The sequence below is a fragment of the Streptomyces sp. A01 genome (genome assembly GCF_059026195.1).
The window spans coordinates 96,736-113,861 of sequence record NZ_JBWLKN010000024.1 but is presented as its reverse complement, the minus strand read 5'-3'; the positions used below and the strand labels follow the sequence as shown (position 1 = coordinate 113,861).

Here is a 17,126-nt window from a genome sequence, read left to right as displayed (position 1 = left end):
GATGCATTAGTTCTAGTCGATCTTCCCCTAACGCGTCAATGCCGTTCGCTACCATTAGCCGCATGGCTGACCCCACACCACTGACCGGCGAGCCACTGGCCATCGACGTGGTCAACACCCGCGCGAACACCCCGGACGGCCCGGTCGACCTGCTCGCCGACGTCGCCCAGCTGCGGTCGTGGCTCGCACTGCAGGCCGAACGCCTCCCGGAACCGGCAGCGGACAAGGCGTCCCTCACTGCCGCGGATCTGGCCACGGTGCACGCCGTGCGCGAACACATCGCGACCGCCGTGCACGCCGCCCGGCACGGCGACCGGCCGCCCGAGACCGCCCTGAAGGGTTTGAACGCGGCGTCGCGCGCCGCGCCCGCCACCCGAGAACTGACCTGGGACGGTACGTCGGTCACCCTCACCCCTCGCCGTCGGGGCACCCCCGGGACACGACTGGCCGCCCTACTCGCCGAGGACGCCGCCAACCTGCTGGCCGGTTCGGCCATCCGCAAGGTCCGCCCCTGCGAAGCCGAGGACTGCGTCATGCTGTTCCTGCCCGCCCACCCCCGCCGCCGCTGGTGCTCGGCCTCCCGCTGCGGCAACCGGGCCCGCGTGGCGCGGTATTACCAGCGGCATAAGGCGGACTCTGAGTCTTCGGAGTCAGCGTCGGCGTCCACCCACGTCGGGCTCCGACTTCAACGCCAAGTCGTCGACACCCTGAACGACTCACTCTGCGCGACGGACGACAGCCCTGACGACCCACCCGCTCCGACAGCCGTCCGCTGACGTTGCCGCCAACGGCGTGGGAGCCCTCACCAAGCAACTGCTCGGTGAGGGCTCCCAAATACGCACCTACGCGAACTACAGGAATTCTCGGTGACACCTTGAACCGACATCGGAGATGTTCGCGTCTATGACAGATTGTGCCAGGCGTGACTACAAGCTCCTCGACATTCCGTTTCTCTTCGCCGCGCGTCAGCGACGGCGAATGTGGAAAGCAGCACACGAAACGACTTCAATTACTCGTTCGGCGGAAGATTGATGATCTTCCCTATCTGTTCGAGAATTGGCTCTCGAACCATCAAGACAGCGGGAGTCATCGTCGGCTTCACCCCTGACCGCGATAGGCCGCCGCGCCCATCCTCCGCCGCTACCGTGCCTTATCGGCCGCCCGCTCGGCTCGGCGCCGGGGCTTGCGGGCGAGCCCCGGCCGTCTGCGGGCGGCTCAGCGGGCAACGGGGGCGGTGGGGACCTTCCCAGCCTGGCGGTAGTAGTCGAGTTGCGTCACTCCGTTGTAGCCGTAGCTCTCGGGGTGTAGTTCGTGCAGTGCGACGCCACACCGGGGAAGCGGGCCGAGGATGTCCGACAGCAGTTCACCGGCCCTGGCGATGAAGGCGGCCTTCTCCGCGGCGCTGTTCGTGCCCGCGGTCAGACTGGCCTCCACGTGTGCGTCGCGGCCGGTCAGGGGCCGACCGTCAATGTAGTAGCTGCCGGCCGGAACCAGGTTGAGCTGGACGATGGTCCTGGCACTGGACTTGTGCAGGACCGAGACCGCCAGCCGGGTCAGCCCCTCGGCGAGGGCGCGCTGGACGTCGGCGGGCAGGTCGGGATCGGGAACGGTGACCCGGAAGTACGGCATGGCTCTCCTCGGTACGCGTGTGGGTGTCTCCGCCGGAGTCGGCGGCACGGAGCAAGCGTCACCGACCTGGCACCATAGATCCAACACATACGTGTCATAGGTATATGAGGCCGACGCATGTCCGTGAATCTTCCCCAGCTGAGGGCTTTCCTCGCCGTCGTCGACGCGGGCGGTTTCAGCGCTGCCGCCGCCGAGTTGGGCATGAGCCAGTCCGCGGTGTCGCACGCCGTCGCCTCCCTGGAACGCGAGCTGACCGCACCCCTGCTGGTCCGTGCCAGCCCGGTGCGGACCACGGTGCTCGGAGAGCGAGTCCTGCCGCACGCCCGTATCGCACTGTCGGCGGCTCGGTCCGTGGAGAAGATCGCGGCCGACGCCGCCGAGACCATGACCGGCACCGTGCGGCTGGCCGCCACACCAACGGTCTGCCAGGGACTGATCCCCGGCCTGCTCCGGCACTGGCGCGAGGACCAGCCGCGGGTCACCGTGCGGCTCTTCGAGGGCGACAGCGGCGAAGTCTCGGCATGGCTGGAGAACGGAACGGCCGATGCCGCAGTCCTGATCGACCCGCCGCCCGGCCCCGGCATCCAGCTCGCCACGGACTGCTACCGGGCCCTGCTCCCCCGAGACCACCCCCTGGCCGACGAGCCACGTGTCGACGTCCGCGACCTGGAGGACGACCAGTTCCTGATCTCACCCAACGGCTGCGAAGCCCGTATCCGTACGATCCACAGCCTGGCCGGGCTGCGCTTCACACCCACGCACCGGGTACGGGACCTGGCGACCCTCATCAGCATGGTGCAGGCCGGTATCGGCGTGACCGTCCTGTCCGAGGTCTCCCGCTCTCTGATCCCCCCTGACCTGGTCCTCCTACCGCTCGAACCCCAGACCTCGCGCCGCCTCGTCATGACCGGACCGAGTGCCCGCCGCTGGCACCCGGCACTCCGTACCTTGGCAGAGTCAGCCGCCGGCCATCTGGCCCGAACCGCTTCCCAGTCATCCATGTCAGCCCTCGCAACGGACATCAGCCACAGGTGACCGGAGCAGCGGGGCTCGTCGGTGCCGCCGCACGGAACTGGATGAGCCGCGCTGCGTCCTGAGTGCAGGGCAGGCGGGGTGTCGGACACCACCCTGTCGCTCCTGTGGGCCGGAATCCCCGCTGGCGGGAATCCCCTCGACCCTGCTCGATCGCGTCGAGCGTGCCGGCCAGGGAGCAGAGCCCGGCACGTTCCCTGGGCTGTCCGTCGCTGTCGCGGGTCACCGCCACCCGCACCCCTTCGTAGAAGCCGAAGAGGCCGTCTGCGCTGGAGGTCGCCTGTACGTGCCAGTCCCAGTGGTGGTCCAGCTCGCGTGCGGCGTCCCGCAGGAAGTACGCGCGTGTCTTGTTGGCTTGGCCCTGGTCGGACTGGGTGGGCTCGACGGGAATCCCGACGGGGCGGGTGACGGAACTTCGGGATTCCTGAGGCACCCTCATTGCCGGTCGAGCGATCCACAGGCGGGCCGAAGGCGAGGGGGGTCGGCCGGGTGGCGATGGATTCACGCGGGTCTTGCTACGGCGGGCCGCTGACCGGCAACTGCTGTCGCAGTGAAAAGCATGACCCAGTTCCGCAAGCGAATCGCGTTGCCCGTCAAGCGGGCCAAGGCCGCGCTGGAGCAGATCCGGGAGCAACAGAAGGCCATCGTCGAAGCATTGATCGGGTACTACCGCACGGTGCTCCAGCACATCGACACTGACAGCCCCGTCCGAGCGTGACGGCCACTCCGACCGGCCACCGCTTGACCTGAACCCTGGTTGATGTACGAGAGTCGTGTCATCGAACAGCGAAACGAGGAGATTCCGATGACACAGCCCAGGATTCTGGTGACCGGCGCGACTGGCAAGGTCGGCGGCGCGGTGGTGACCCAACTGCACGCGGCGGGCGTGCCCGTGCGGGCGCTGGTGAGAGGGGAGGTGGACTTCCCGGCGGGTGTGCAGGCGGTACGCGGCGATCTCGGTGATCCCGCGTCGCTGGACGCGGCTTTGGAGGGCGTCGATTCGGTCTTCCTGGTGTGGCCGTTCCTGAGCGCCGAGGGCGCCTCGGACGTGATCGACGCGATCGGCAAGCGCGCCCGACGGGTGGTGTACCTGTCCTCCGAAGGGGTCGGGAGCGAGGCGGAGGAGCCGGGCGAGGCGATCACCATGTTCCACACGGAGCTGGAGCGGCTGATCGAGGCATCGGGCCTGGAGTGGACGGCGCTGCGGCCCACCGGGTTCGCGGGCAACACGCTGGGCTGGGCGGAGGAGATCCGCACTACCAGTGCGGTACGGGCGCCGCTGGCAAAGCTGGCCCGCCCGCTGATCCACGAGGCGGACATGGCCGCGGTCGCCGTTCAAGCGCTGACGACCGACGCCCTGCTCGGCGCCCGCCCCCTGATCACCGGCCCCGAACTGATCACCCACGAACGGCAGGTGGCGCTGATCAGCGAAGCGATCGGCCGGCCGGTGCGGTTCGAGGAAGTCACACTGGACGAGGCCATCGAACAGATGAAGGCCGCGGGCTACCCCCCAGAGCTGGTGGAGGCCGTGGTGCCGGCCCAGGCGGAGATGCTCGCCAATCCGGAGCCGGTCAACGATGAGGTGGAGCGCATCACGGGCACCCCGGCCCGGTCCTTCCGGGAGTGGGCGCTGGACCACGCGGCGGACTTCCGCTGAGAGGGACGGCAACACACGGTGACACAGACGACCGGAACACCGGTCCTCGGCTCGGCGTGGAAGCACCGGTACGCGAGATCGCGGCCAAGGCCGGGGTGGGGACGGGCACGATCTACCGCCACTTCCCCACCCGGGCGGACCTCGTCATCGCCGTCTACCGCCACCAGGTCGACGCCTGCGCCGAGGCCGGCCCAGCCCTGCTGTCGACCAGCCCGACACCCGGTGCCGCCCTGGGGCAGTGGGTCGACCTCTTCGTCGACTTCCTGGTCACCAACACGGACTGGCCGCCGCGACGCAGGGGGACAGCACTGGCTTCGAGACGCTGCACACCTACTTCCTCGACCGCCTCCTGCCCGTGTGCACCCAACTCCTCGACGCTGCCGCCGCCTCCGGCGAGATCGGCTCCGACCTCGACGCCTGCCACCTCACGCGCGGCATCGGAAACCTCTACGTCGGCGCCGACAGCGACCCCCGCTACGATGCGCGCCGACTGGTCGCGCTCCTCGTCGCAGGACTCCGTCAACCGCACTGACCGCCGCGCTCACCGTCCTTTCCCGGATCAAGATCAAAAGGAGCCGCGCGGAGATCGTGAAGTACAGGATCGGTTCGCAGAACCCGTTCTCACTCAAAGATGGGTTCGGGGTACTTCTGAGAATCGTTGGTGCCAGCCCCTGTGGACCTGGCGGTGCACCTTGCTGGAGGCGGCGCCCGACCGCCACCGCCACGTTCACGATGTGCTTGGCTCGTCTGATGACACACCAGGAAAAGGAAGTGCCCCTGCCGCCGGCCCACACGACCACCACCGGGGACCTGGGGTCCTTGCTGATTCAGCGACACAGCACACGCGACTTCGCGCCCCGGCCCCTGAGCCTCGCCCAAGTCGCCCACATGGCGTGGGCGGCGCAAGGGCGCACAACCGGTGGACGTCGCACGTGCCCATCGGCGCACGCGTTGTACCCCCTCACGCTCACCGTGGTCGCGGGTGACGTGGACGGTCTGACCGCCGGTACGTACCGGTACGACGCCGAACGGCACGCGCTGGCGCTGCTCGACGGCGGTGACCATCGCGACCGGGTCGCCGGGACCACCTTCGCCGACCACCTCTGGTTGCGCCAGGCCGCGGCACTGCTGCTGATCAGCGGCGACGTGGACGCGGCCACCCGGCATTTCGCCGAACAGCCACCGCGGGGGCGACGGGGAGAGCGATACGTATGGCTGGAAGCCGGGCACGCCAGCCAGAACGTCTACCTCCAGGCCGCCGAGACCGGCTTGGGCGCGGTGCTCGTCGCCGGGTTCGACGACGATCGGCTCCTCGGTCTCACCCCCGCCGTCGTACCCCCCGGCCAGCATCCACTGGCCCTGCTCGGGATCGGCCACCCAGCCGCCCAGCAGGACTGATCGCGCCGGTCCCGGCGGCGGCGTACCAGCCGAGCCGTCAGCCTGACGCGGCGTCCGCGGTACCGGTATCGCCCGTAGGAGGGGTTCCGCTCCCCCATACGGGCGGCTCTCCCCACCGGCGCCGCCCCACGAGGGGCAGAATGTCCGGGGGACCTGGCGTGCCAGGCACTCGACGAATGATCCAGCGGCCTACCCGGCCGCCCGTCGCCCCAGTCAGCTTGATCTTCAGCTTCAGCTCGTTGGGCAGCGAAGTCGAAGATCAAGCTGACTGTCCTTTTACGGCGCTTGGTGACTGCTTCCGTATGTGGGTGACTGCTGGCGAGCGTGGAGGTCAGCTAGGGCCGCCGCGCCACCTGGCAGTACTTCGGCGGCCTCTACGGCGAAAAACCGGTTTCGGGCTGGGGGCTTCCTTGCTAGGAAGGCGGCATGCGAGAGACGTTGAGGGCGAGCCACGTCGCCATCGTGACAGGAGCGAATCAGGGGATCGGAGCCGCGACGGCGAAGGCGCTCGCGGCCCGGGGAATCGCGGTGCTCTGCACCTACCTGCGGTTGCCCGGGCCCGATCAGGTGAACGCGACGGACCGCTATCACAGCGATCGATCCTCCGGTGCCGATGAAGTGGTGGCAGAGATCCGTCAGGCAGGCGGGCTGGCCGATGCTCTCGAAGCGGATCTCAGTGACCCCGTCGCACCCGGGATGCTCTTCGACGTCGCGGAGGATCGCCTCGGCCCGGTCGACATCCTGATCAACAACGCGTCGGGGTGGATTCAGGATTCCTTTACCCAGGACGCGGTCGACCAGTTGGGGCGGCCCCTGCGCCCCGTGACCGCGGAGACCTGGTCGCGGCAGTTCGCGGTTGACGCGATGGCTCCCGCACTGCTGATCAGCGAGCTGGCCCGGCGCCACCGGGCCCGCGGTGCGGACTGGGGGCGGATCGTGGGCCTGACGTCGGGAGGAGACCTCGGCTTTCCTGGTGAGGTCTCCTACGGTGCCGCGAAGGCCGCGCAGACCAACTACACCGTGTCCGCCGCCATGGAGCTGGCCGAGCTCGGCATCACCGCCAATGTGGTGCATCCGCCGGTGACCGACACCGGATGGGTCACTGACGAGGTACGGCGGCTCGTCGCATCGAGCAGTACCCATTTCCATGTCGCCGATCCGGCCGAGGTCGCGCAGACCATCGTGTTCCTCACGTCCGACGAGGCCGCACTCGTCACCGGCAATGTCATCACCCTGCGCTGAGGCCGTCGTGCTGTGGCCGCGCTGGTCACCTACGCCCGACGGGATCGGGTCGAGGACGTCGCCACCCGGGCCTCAGACGCCGAGGACTCCCGATGACCGCCCCTGGAGCGGTGCCGCCGCTTAAGGGGATGCCGTCACTCCAAGCCACGAGTAGCCTCGCGAGGTTGTATTCCGCGCCTTCAGGAAGAGACCGCCATGGTCCAACCGTTCCCGCCCATCGAACCGTACGCGCACGGCCTCCTGGATGTCGGCGACGGTCACCAGATCTACTGGGAGACCAGCGGCAACCCCGACGGAAAGGCGGCACTGTGCGTCCATGGCGGCCCCGGCAGCGGAGGACGCCGTGGCAGCCGTACGACGTTCGACCCCGAGGTCTACCGGATCGTCCTGTTCGACCAGCGCGGCTGCGGCGAGAGCCTGCCGCACGCCTCCGATCCGAGCGTCAGCCTGGAACACAACACCACCGAGCACCTGATCGCCGACATGGAGCGGCTCCGCGAGCACCTGGGCATCGAACGCTGGCTCCTCTACGGCGGTTCCTGGGGCTCGACGCTGATCCTCGCCTACGCCGAGCGCTATCCCCAGTGGGTCTCCGAGGTGATCCTCGTCGGCGTCACCACGACCAGGCCCGAGGAGACCGACTGGCTCTACCACGGTGTCGGACGCCTCCTGCCCGGCGCCTGGGAGGCGTTCCGCGACGCGCTTCCCGAGACGGACCGGGACGGCGACCTCGTGGCCGCGTACAACCGGCTGCTGAACAGCCCGGACGAGGCGGTGCGGGTCAAGGCGGTACGGGACTGGTGCGCCTGGGAGGACGCTGTCATCGCGCACGAGGCGCTGGGCAGTCCGGGATATTACAGCGACAAGCCCGACGACGCTCTGATGGCATTCGTCAGGATCTGCGCGCACTACTTCGCGAACGACGCCTGGCTTGAGGACGGACAGCTGTTGCGTGACGCGCACCGGTTGGCCCGGATTCCGGCGGTGCTGATCCACGGCCGGCTCGACCTGGGCAGCCCGCTGAAGACCGCGTGGGAGCTGGCCAAGGCGTGGCCGGACGCGGAGCTGAAGGTGATCGACGACTCGGGCCACACGGGCAGCCCCGCGATGCGGGACGCCATCCGCGAGGCGACGGAGCGGTTCGGCAAGACCGGGCGGTGACGGACTCCGCGTCGTCCGGCTTCCTCGACGTCTGGCTTCCTCGACGAGGAAGAGCGCCGAAGAAGGGGGCAGGGGAATCATGCACGGTCGGCATCGTTGACGGTCTGTCGGTGACCGGCACCGGGGCCGGTGGCCCGCCGGGTGCGTCACCCGGCGGGCCACCGGCCCTATCGCATTGCTCCGTGAGGTCAGCCGCACCGGCCCGTTGGCCGGGTGCGGGTCACCACGTCGGTCGTGCCGGTCGTCGCGTCCAGCCACACCACCTGGCTGCCCGCTACCGCGGCAGCCGATGCCTGCTCGCCGCGGTTGCAGGAGACCCGGCCCTTGCGGGTGCCCGGTTCCTGGGGCGAGCCGTTCGCAGCGAACTGGTAGAGCTTGGCGGTCGATTCGTTGCGGATCTCGTTGTCGGGGATGTACGTGCCGACCGTCACCGCGTCCTCGGACACCGTCACGTCGTACGCGTTCAGCGCCTCGGGCCCGGCCTGCGGGCTGAGGTCGACCACGCCGGAGCCGTCGAGCGCGGCACGGCGCAGGGCCGTCTTGCCCTCGGCCACACCCTCGTCGAGGAGCCAGAAGAGGTGCTCGCCGTTGATGGCTGTCGGGCCGAGCCGCGTGTCGTCGGCAGCCTGCTGGATCACCTTGTTCTCTCCGGTCGCGACATCGACGACGCGCGTGGTCAGCGCGTACTCGGCGGCGCGCACCCGGCGCCTCTCCTGGTAGGCGACCTTGCCGTTGCTCACCGACGAGGAGTGCGCGCGGTGGTAGGTGCCTCCGCCGATCTGGACCTTGTCCACCGGGTCCTTCAGGCTCAGGTAGGCCACCCCCTGGCGCCCGCCGTGGTTCATCATGTCGAAGGCGACCACGTCACCGTCGACGTCCACCGAACTGCCCACGGCCCGGCCGTCCCACAGCTTCTTCACGGGACCGCCCGCGAGCGGCCTGGCCAGGATGTCGACGCCGCCGGAGCCGTACGCCTGCCACACCACGGTCTTGCCGTCGGTAGCCGGATTGACGTGGTAGCGGCCGTCGTTGGGACTCATCAGCTTCGGCTGCCCCTTGCCGTCGGCGCGTCCGGCCCACACCGAGTACGGCTCGGAGCCCTCCTCGTTGGACTTGGACGCCGCCCACCAGCCGCCGCCCGCCCCGAGGTTCGTCCTGCTCGTGTTGACCCGGTCGAGAAGACGGTCGGAGTCCACGCCGAGGGACAGTTCCCAGCCGGGCACGATGCCGTGGGCGGTGAAGGCGCGCCGCAGTGCCTTCTGGCCGGCCGCCGCGACCTTGAGATCCTTCGCGGCCGCGAGCACGGCGGCCCGCCCCTCGGTGAAGCCGTCCAGCGGCGTGAGGTACTGGGTCAGCGCCTTGTAGACGATCTTGTCGGCGACGTCGGCGCCCAGATCCTCGCGAGCGTTCCACAGGGCGCCGCCGAAGATGGTCGAGTTGAGGTGGACGCCGCCGTTGTCGTTGGCGAAGCCGACGCCGATGAACGACTTGGCCGTGTTCCGCCCGTCATTGAGGTCGCGCAGCGCGCACTCACGGGGCGCCTTCGTCCGGCAGAGCCGCTCGCCGAGAAGACCCGCGTCCGGGTCGGTCTCCGGGGTGTCGTACACGTCCGCCTCGACGGCGTTGCCGAAGTAGTCGGAGATGGCCTCGTTCACGGCACCGGACTGGCCCGCGTACACGAGGTTCGCGGAGTGCTCGATCACGCCGTGTGTCATCTCGTGGCCGACGACGTCCATGCCCGCGGAGAGCGGCCGGTACTCGGCGTCGCCGCTGCCATACACCATCTTCTTGCCGTCCCAGAAGGCGTTGACGTACGGCTGCCCGTACCTGGTGACGCCCACCAGGGAATTGATGGCCATGCCCCGGCCGTCGAGACTGTTCCGGCCGTGCTTGTTCTTGAAGTAGTCGTAGACCTGCCCGGCGGCCCAGTGCGCGTCCACAGCGCCCGAATCGGTGGCCTCGGTGCCGAACGCGGGGGTCGGCGAGCCGAACTCCTGGATGCCCTCGGGCCACTGTCCGGACACGTCACTGGCCCACTTGTCGCGCGCGTCCCAGGTGGACAGGGACTTGTCGGCCCAGTCGTCGTCGGGGATGCGGGAGCGATCACGCAGCACGTACAGCCCGCGGGTCTCGTCGCGGTCCACGTCGAGGGCGACCGTCTTGCCGTCGAGTCTGACGCCGCTGCCCTTCTCAGCGGCGCCCGCCCGCTGCCGGGCGGTGCCCGCCGTTGGCTTCGCGTCTGTCGGGCTGGGTGCGCCGAACGTCTTGATACCGCTGTACTGGAGGACCGGATATCCGGCGCGGGCGTCGATGTAGACCTCGCGCTGCACGGGTTCACCGCTGGCCGGGTCGATGCCGCGCACGGTGACGTGCTGGGTGAGGACGCCTGCCCCCGTGGGCAGGACGACGAGCCCGCGGGCGGTGCCCTTGAGCGGGGATTCGCCCTCCTCCCCCTCGCGCGGCGACTTCCCGGCGAAGTGTTTGTCGCTGAGCTCGACGAGGACGGCGTCGACGGCACGCTCGACGGCGAGTTCCTCGCCGACCTCGGCCGTCGTGCCGGTGCGCAGCTCGGTGAAGTACTTGCCCGAGGTTCCGGTGACGACCCGTGTGCCGGCCTTCTTCTCCATGCGGACGACGTACTGGCCGCCCAGGACGGGCACGCCCCGGTACCGCTGCCGGAGCCGGACGGTCTCCTGACCGTCCGCGGCGGTGGTCCCAGCGGGCACCAGGTCGCGCTCCGCGTCCGCGATCCGGTACCGGCCCTGCTTGCCGTCCAGGTAGGCGCGAGCCGCACCCGCCGCGCTACCCGTGGCCGGGGCCTGCTCCCGGATGCCCTGCACCAGCGCCGGTGTCTCCGTCTCCTGCCCCGGGATCACCTCCCCCGGGCTCGGCGGTGATGCCGCCGCTGCCGGTGCGGCGTCGGCGGGAACCGCCGAGACGACGAGTGCGGCGGCGCTGAACAGCGCCGCCGCACCCGATATTCCGCTCAGCTGTGCTCTGCGACCGCCTCTGCGGCCTCTGACTCTTCTGGGGTGACGCACGTGTCCCAAACCCCCTCGCTAGCGGTGCCGGTGGCGGAACGCCGCCCGGCAGGGAGCCATCGAAGCGGTGAAGCACCGCCCCATCAATGAGGAGGGGGTGTCCACCGGTGACTTCCGGCCGGTTCGCGCCCAATGCCCCGGCTGGTCCGTTGGCAGTGCAATGGGGTTGAGCTGGGCGATGATGCCCCGCACCCACTTGCGGCCCGGTGGACGGCGGCGTGCGGGGCGCCGGGTGCCGGTGAGCCTCGATCACCGCTCCGTGTCGCTGACAGTCGCTGACAAAGGACCAGCGTCGGCAGCCACGTGGTGGCATGGTGACCGGATGAGTAATGATCATCAGCGGCTTGAGCCTCCACGTACGGCCGGTGAGCGCGCCTCGCTGACCGGCTTCCTGCGATATCAGCGCGGGACACTGGCCATGAAGTGCGCGGGCCTGACCGCCGGGCAGCTGAGGGAGAGGGCTGTTCCGCCGTCCGGCCTGTCGCTGCTCGGGCTGGTACGGCATGCGGCCGAGGTCGAGCGGAGCTGGTTCCAAGTCACCTGGCAGGGCGAGGACGCCCGGCCCTGTTGACCAAGGGCACAGGACGGCGCGTTCGCCGAGTTCGACGTCGACTCGGCCGATCCTGACGAGGCGTTCACGGTCTGGGAGGAGACGTGCGAGCGCTCGCGCGCCATCGTGGACGCCGCCGGCTCCCTGGACACCACTGTGCGGTGGCGCGACGAGGTGTTCTCGCTGCGCTATACCCTGACCCACATGATCGAGGAGTACGCGCGCCACAACGGTCACGCCGACCTGCTCCGTGAACGGATCGACGGGGACACGGGAGAGTAACCACGGACGTCCGGCCCGAACACCCGGAGCGCCGGACGGACGTGGACACCAGCCGCGCGCCCCGCAGGGCGCCACACAGCACGCCACTGACCAGCGGCGGCGAGTCTGACGCGCTCGAAGCAGCTCCCCGCCGCATGTGTGACCGAACGCACAACGCGCCACCTTGACCCTCACATCAATGTGAAGGTCCGAGTATCGGCTATCGGCGGCGAGAAACCGCAGCACACGACCAGCAAGCATGAGGTGAGAGTCGATGGACAACCAACTGTACGACTACAGCCCGATCGTCGAGCGCGAGCCGATCCGCTGGCCCGGTGGCGCCCGCGTCGCCTTCTACGTCGGACTCAACGTCGAGCACTACCAGGTCGACCGCCCCTCGACGAGCATCTTCCCGGGCACCGCCGGGCTCGCACCGGACCCGTTGAACTACGGCTGGCGCGACTACGGCCCCCGCGTGGGCATCTGGCGGCTGATGGAAAGCCTCGACCGGCATGGGATACGCGCGAGCGTGATGCTCAACTCCGACGTGGCCGACCGCTATCCGCAGATCATCCAGGCGGGCCGGGACAGGGACTGGGCGTGGGCCGCCCACGGCAAGAACAACTCCATCTTCCAGGCCGACATGACGCCCGACGAGGAGCGCGCCTACCTCACGGAGGTGATCGGCACCATCGAGAGGGCCGTCGGCCACCGGCCGCGCGGCTGGCTGGGACCGGCGCTCACCGAGACCTTCGAGACACCGGCGCTGCTCGCCGAACTCGGCCTGAGCTACGTCCTGGACTGGGCCAACGACGACCAGCCGTACCGGCTGAACGTCCCGGGGATGCTGAGCGTGCCGTACTCGATCGAGGTCAACGACATCAGCCTGTTCGTCGGCAAGAGCCTCAGCGGGCCGGACTTCGTACAGATCGTCAAAGACCAACTGGACCAGCTGTACGCCGATTCGGCGGACAGCGGCCGGGTGATGTCACTGGTCCTGCACCCCTTCGTCATCAACCAGCCGTTCCGCCAGAAGTACCTGGACCAGGCGCTCGAATACATCGCGAACCACTCCGGTGTGTGGCTCACGACCAGCGACGAGATCGCCGAGCACTACGCCCGGACCACCGCCCAGAGCGCTGCCCCGACCCCCCGGGCGTAACCACGATCGGCGACGGGCGGGCGGCACGGCACGGCACTCACGGCACAGTGTCGAGGGCGGACTGAGCCAGTCCGCCCTGCGGCGCGGGGCCGGCGGGACTCCGGGCCGCCCGACCGCACCCGCCGCGTACACCACCACCGGTCACCTGTGCCGCCGATCACCGTACTGCTGGATGCGGTCGGCCCTGGCTTTCTCCAGCTTGGGCGTTCCGTCGGCCAAGGCTGGTTATCGCGCGGCGAAATGGCGTTCGAGGGGCGTCGGGAACGGGGCATGCGTGAGAGCTCGGGGTGGGGACACATCCTTGCCCCCACCCCGAGCCGGGTGTTCAGCACCGATGGGTGCGTGGGGTGGCCGGGCGGGGCAGGAAGAACATCAGGGCCCACATGGCCAGCAGGCCGCCGATCACGTACGGAAGCGTCGCGGTGAAGGCGTTGACGACGTCAGTGCCGCGGGCGGTCGCGGTGTGGTCATGGGAGAAGAAGACCACCCCAGTGAGCACGACACCCAGGCTGATGCCGAGGTGGGTGGCGGTGTTGAACAGGCCGGAGGCCGATCCGGCGTGCGCGTCGTCGACGCGGCCCAGGGTGAGGTCGGTGAGCGGAGCGCCGATCATGCCCAGTCCAAGGCCCAGTGCCAGGGCCGGCAGGGCCATAGTGGTCATCGACAGGTTGGTGCCGTATGTGGTGGCCAGCAGGTGGAACGCGGCCAGGGCCAAGGCAGCGAGCAGTGCGCCGGCCTGAGGTGCGCGGCGTTGGTGCCGGGCGACGGCCGACATGGCCAGCCAGGCCCCGCCGATCTCGGCGAGCGTGAAGAGGAGGAAGCCGATCGCCGCCCGCGACGGGCTCAGGCCCAGGCCCTGCTGCATGAAGAGCGTCCAGCACATGAAGAACAGGCCGGACAGCAGACCGAGGACCAGCTGGGCGGTCATCCCTCCGGAGAACGGCCGCCCGGAGAACAGGGACAGCGCCACCAGCGGGGAGCCGCCCTGGCGGGTCTTGCTCCGCTGCTGGAAGACCAGGCCCACCAGCACGGCCAGACCTACAACCATGGCCGTGAACGTCCACCACGGCCAGTGGTGGGCGCCGCCCGCACTGAGGGGGTAGGCGATCAGCAGCAGCCCGAGCGCGGAGAGGACCATGCCCAGTGGGTCGAGGCGCAGGGCCTGCCTGTTACGGGACTCGGTCAGGTACCTGCGGCCGAGCAGGACAGTGGCGATGCCGAAGGGGACATTGATCAGGAAGATGGAACGCCAGCCGAGGCCGAACAGGTCGGCCTGGGTGAGGACGCCGCCCAGGGCAGGCCCGGCGACGCTGCCGACCGACATGACGGTCCCGTACAGGCCGAACGCCTTGGCGCGGTCGCTGCCGGTGAAGGTGACGTGCAGCGTGGCCAGGATTTGCGGGATCATCACCGCTGCCCCGGCGCCCTGCACCGCGCGGGCGGTGATCAGCGCGGTGGGGCCGGCGGCGAGGCTGCACAGCAGTGAGGCGGCGGTGAAGACGCCGGTGCCCAGCAGGAAGATCCGTTTGCGTCCGTAGAGGTCACCGAGGCGGCCGCCGGTGATCAACCCGAGGGCGAGCGCGAGCCCGTAGGCGGCGTGAATCCACTGCAGACCTGCGGCTGAAGCACCGGTGTTCGCCTGGATGGAGGGCAGGGCGGTGTCGACCACTGATGCGTCCAAGACGGCCATCAGTTCGCCGAGCAGCACCACGGTCAGCATGATCCGGCTGCCAGGGCGCGAAGAGGGTCCGGCGGAGATTCCACCCGAGCGAGGTGGGGCGTTACGGGTGTCACGAGACACGGAGAGGGGGTTCCTGTTCTGAACAGCAGGGAAACGGGCAGGCCAAGACCCGTGTACGCCTACTGCGCACAGGAGGATGTCACAGAGCCCAGGCCATCGGGAACACCGTCTTCACAGCGGACAGCACCAACCGCCTGTCAACGCAGGCGGGGTCCGCGGGCAGAGAGCCCGGGAAGAACGGCTACTGGGCCTGGGATATAGGTCATCACCTCGAAGGGCACGCACACGCCCACACAGGGCAAGAGAAGGACTCATCCAGCATAATCGTCCGCCCGCCACTGAGGCGAACAGGTTTCCGGGCCCGCCACGATGGTCCCCGGAGACCGGGACTACCCGCGCTGGGCGTCCCGCTGTTCCCAAGGCCGTGGTGCGACAAGTGGCCGGCGATCTTTCCGCGAGCTTCAGCAGAGCCTCCAGCCGGTGCGCCGGCCGACCAAGATCGTTCTCACCGGGATTTCCAGTATCTCAACTACTCACACCCGCTCTGGTGCCCGGACGGGCGGCCCAGGCGGCGGCACCCGGCTCCGATGCCTGCCGCCCCTCGCCTCCACCCTGCACGACCGGCCCCGGCCCCGCCTCGACGTTCCCGGGGTCCTGCTCGCCTGTGCGGCCTGACCGCTTTCGTCTACGGCCTCTCTCACGTATCCGAGGACGGCTACAGCACCGCCCTGTGGTGGGCCGCAGGTATCCTCGCCCTCGCCGCCCTCGCCGCCCTCGCCGCCCTCGCCGCCCTCGCCGCCCTCGCCGCCACCCTCCTCATCACCCACGACCCCCGCTCGCGCCCGGACACCGCCCAGCAGGACGAGGCGACCAAGGTTCCCGCCACCCGCAACCGATCCCGCCCACAGCCCCGCAGAGCACCACACACAAAGGAGAGTCATGTCTGCCTTCGACATCGAAATCAACGCCCTCACCGGCGCCCCCGCCCACCTCGACCAGTACAAGGGCAAGGCCGTCCTCATCGTCAACGTCGCTTCCCAGTGCGGCCTCACCCCCCAGTACGCCGCCTTGGAAAAGCTCCAGCAGACGTACGCGGCCCGCGGCTTCACCGTCCTGGGGGTGCCGTGCAACCAGTTCATGGGCCAGGAGCCCGGCACCCCGGAGGAGATCGCCACGTTCTGCTCCGCCACCTACGGCGCCACCTTCCCGATGACCGAAAAGACCGACGTCCACGGCCCGACCCGCCACCCCCTCTACGACCAACTGATCGACACTCCCGATGCCGAGGGGTACACCGGCGACGTGCGCTGGAACTTCGAGAAGTTCCTCATCGCCCCCGACGGCACCGTCGCCGCACGCTTCGCGCCCCAGACCGAACCCGACGCCGACGAGGTCACCACGGCCATCGACGCCGCCCTGCCCGTCTAGTAACGGCCACGCGCGCCGCTGCCGCTCACTCACGTTGCCCGGGCCACTGAAGCGTCTCGGGCAACGTCGTCTTCACCACGGGCCTCGACCAGGCCCGGAGCCCGGGTGTCACGCCGGGGCTCCGGCCGCCTCCCCCTGCGGGGTGCACGGGCCGGGCACCGCCGTGCCGCCACGGCCGTAGGTGTGGTTGACCCGCATGGCGCGGGCCTGTCCCGGCGCAAGGGTGGGGTGGCAGCGGCAGCGGGCCTGGATAGAGGTCTTCTCGTCCGCGCTGATGACGTGCTCGTCCTCGCCCAGCGGTTCGCCCTGCCAGGTGCGGGCGTAGAGGTCCAGCACCCAGGTGGTCTTGAGGTGGAAGTTCGGGTCGCTGACGAAGATCCAGGACTGGTGCTGCCACGGCTTGAGGTCGTCCTGCGCCAGCCAGCGGCGCCGTACGGTGGAGGCCGACAGGAAGGGCGCGATGCCCCGCGCGACGGCTTCACGGGCCAGTTCCGGGCATGACCAGTGCGAGAGCGGCACGCCGCTCTCGGCGGGGAGCTGGCAGGCCAGTGCCTTGATCTCGGCGGCCTGCACGGGGGTGAACGGGACCGGGCGGCCGCAGCGTTCACGGTCCCGGAGTCCGGGCAGTCCCGCCTGGGCGAAGCGGCCCCGCCAGCGACGCACGGTGTCGATGTGCAGCCCGGTCTCCCGCGCGATACGCGCGTTGGAACGTCCGCGCGCGGCATGCAGGACCACCTGGGCACGCACCCGTAGCCGGTGTTCGCTCCTGTGGCCGTAGGCCATCTTCTTCAACCGCATACGTTCAGCGGCGCTTGGGGCTGTCG

14 protein-coding genes and 3 pseudogenes are annotated in these 17,126 nt (G+C 69.5%); 11 read left to right on the top strand and 6 right to left on the bottom strand.

Features of this window, described 5'->3' with window-relative positions; genetic code table 11:
* Positions 1–62: 62 nt before the first annotated feature.
* Positions 63–776: a CGNR zinc finger domain-containing protein gene (locus AC5P1B_RS27550; RefSeq protein ID WP_493890509.1), complete on the top strand. Its 714-nt coding sequence runs from the start codon at positions 63–65 to the stop codon at positions 774–776.
* Between the two features lie 125 nt (positions 777–901).
* Here AC5P1B_RS27550 and AC5P1B_RS27545 read toward each other — a convergent pair.
* Positions 902–1,126, bottom strand: a pseudogene (locus AC5P1B_RS27545) (DUF5958 family protein); the annotation flags it as partial.
* Positions 1,127–1,215: 89 nt separating this feature from the next.
* Complete coding sequence (locus tag AC5P1B_RS27540) at positions 1,216–1,629, bottom strand: tautomerase family protein (protein WP_493890508.1); 414 nt, start codon at positions 1,627–1,629, stop codon at positions 1,216–1,218.
* Positions 1,630–1,746: 117 nt separating this feature from the next.
* On the opposite strand from AC5P1B_RS27540, the gene AC5P1B_RS27535 reads away from it, so the two are divergent.
* Complete coding sequence (locus AC5P1B_RS27535; RefSeq protein WP_493890506.1) at positions 1,747–2,664, top strand: LysR family transcriptional regulator; 918 nt, start codon at positions 1,747–1,749, stop codon at positions 2,662–2,664.
* Here AC5P1B_RS27535 and AC5P1B_RS27530 read toward each other — a convergent pair.
* Positions 2,651–3,094 carry a hypothetical protein gene (locus AC5P1B_RS27530; RefSeq protein ID WP_493890505.1) on the bottom strand — a complete coding sequence of 148 codons (444 nt, stop codon included), beginning with the start codon at positions 3,092–3,094 and terminating at the stop codon, positions 2,651–2,653. The two genes, AC5P1B_RS27535 and AC5P1B_RS27530, sit on opposite strands and share 14 nt — an antisense overlap.
* 117 nt (positions 3,095–3,211) lie before the next feature.
* Here AC5P1B_RS27530 and AC5P1B_RS27525 point away from each other — a divergent pair, with 117 nt between their 5' ends.
* The 6 genes and pseudogenes from AC5P1B_RS27525 to pip all read left to right on the top strand — a co-directional run bounded on the left by AC5P1B_RS27525 (position 3,212) and on the right by pip (position 8,119).
* Positions 3,212–3,379 (top strand): hypothetical protein, encoded by a 168-nt coding sequence (locus AC5P1B_RS27525; RefSeq protein WP_493890504.1) that lies wholly within the window; start codon positions 3,212–3,214, stop codon positions 3,377–3,379.
* 87 nt (positions 3,380–3,466) lie between these two features.
* Positions 3,467–4,318, top strand: coding sequence for an NmrA family NAD(P)-binding protein (locus AC5P1B_RS27520; protein WP_493890503.1), 852 nt, complete (start codon positions 3,467–3,469; stop codon positions 4,316–4,318).
* Between the two features lie 53 nt (positions 4,319–4,371).
* A pseudogene (locus AC5P1B_RS27515) lies at positions 4,372–4,850 on the top strand (TetR/AcrR family transcriptional regulator); the annotation flags it as partial.
* Between the two features lie 200 nt (positions 4,851–5,050).
* The gene (locus tag AC5P1B_RS27510) at positions 5,051–5,716 is read left to right on the top strand and encodes a SagB/ThcOx family dehydrogenase (protein ID WP_493890502.1); all 666 of its coding nucleotides are present in this window, start codon (positions 5,051–5,053) and stop codon (positions 5,714–5,716) included.
* A gap of 426 nt (positions 5,717–6,142) precedes the next feature.
* Positions 6,143–6,958: an SDR family NAD(P)-dependent oxidoreductase gene (locus tag AC5P1B_RS27505; protein ID WP_493890501.1), complete on the top strand. Its 816-nt coding sequence runs from the start codon at positions 6,143–6,145 to the stop codon at positions 6,956–6,958.
* A gap of 195 nt (positions 6,959–7,153) precedes the next feature.
* Entirely contained in the window at positions 7,154–8,119 is a 966-nt protein-coding gene (pip, locus tag AC5P1B_RS27500) for a prolyl aminopeptidase (protein WP_493890499.1), read from the top strand.
* Positions 8,120–8,307: 188 nt separating this feature from the next.
* On the opposite strand, the gene AC5P1B_RS27495 is transcribed toward pip, so the two are convergent.
* A complete protein-coding gene (locus AC5P1B_RS27495) occupies positions 8,308–11,160 on the bottom strand; it encodes a M4 family metallopeptidase (protein ID WP_493890498.1) in 2,853 nt (950 codons plus the stop codon).
* A 160-nt stretch (positions 11,161–11,320) separates the two neighbouring features.
* Here AC5P1B_RS27495 and AC5P1B_RS27490 point away from each other — a divergent pair.
* Together AC5P1B_RS27490 and AC5P1B_RS27485 are read left to right on the top strand one after the other, a co-directional pair.
* Positions 11,321–11,992, top strand: a pseudogene (locus tag AC5P1B_RS27490) (DinB family protein).
* Between the two features lie 253 nt (positions 11,993–12,245).
* Positions 12,246–13,133, top strand: coding sequence for a polysaccharide deacetylase family protein (locus AC5P1B_RS27485; RefSeq protein WP_493890497.1), 888 nt, complete (start codon positions 12,246–12,248; stop codon positions 13,131–13,133).
* 325 nt (positions 13,134–13,458) lie between these two features.
* Here the strand turns inward: AC5P1B_RS27485 and AC5P1B_RS27480 are convergent, their stop codons facing one another.
* Positions 13,459–14,853 (bottom strand): MFS transporter, encoded by a 1,395-nt coding sequence (locus tag AC5P1B_RS27480; protein WP_493890495.1) that lies wholly within the window; start codon positions 14,851–14,853, stop codon positions 13,459–13,461.
* 960 nt (positions 14,854–15,813) lie between these two features.
* Here AC5P1B_RS27480 and AC5P1B_RS27475 point away from each other — a divergent pair.
* Entirely contained in the window at positions 15,814–16,302 is a 489-nt protein-coding gene (locus tag AC5P1B_RS27475; RefSeq protein WP_493890494.1) for a glutathione peroxidase, read from the top strand.
* Positions 16,303–16,410: 108 nt separating this feature from the next.
* Here AC5P1B_RS27475 and AC5P1B_RS27470 read toward each other — a convergent pair whose 3' ends face one another.
* On the bottom strand, positions 16,411–17,100 hold the full coding sequence (locus AC5P1B_RS27470; protein WP_493890492.1) for a helix-turn-helix domain-containing protein: 690 nt from the start codon (positions 17,098–17,100) through the stop codon (positions 16,411–16,413).
* Between the last annotated feature and the right edge of the window lie 26 nt (positions 17,101–17,126).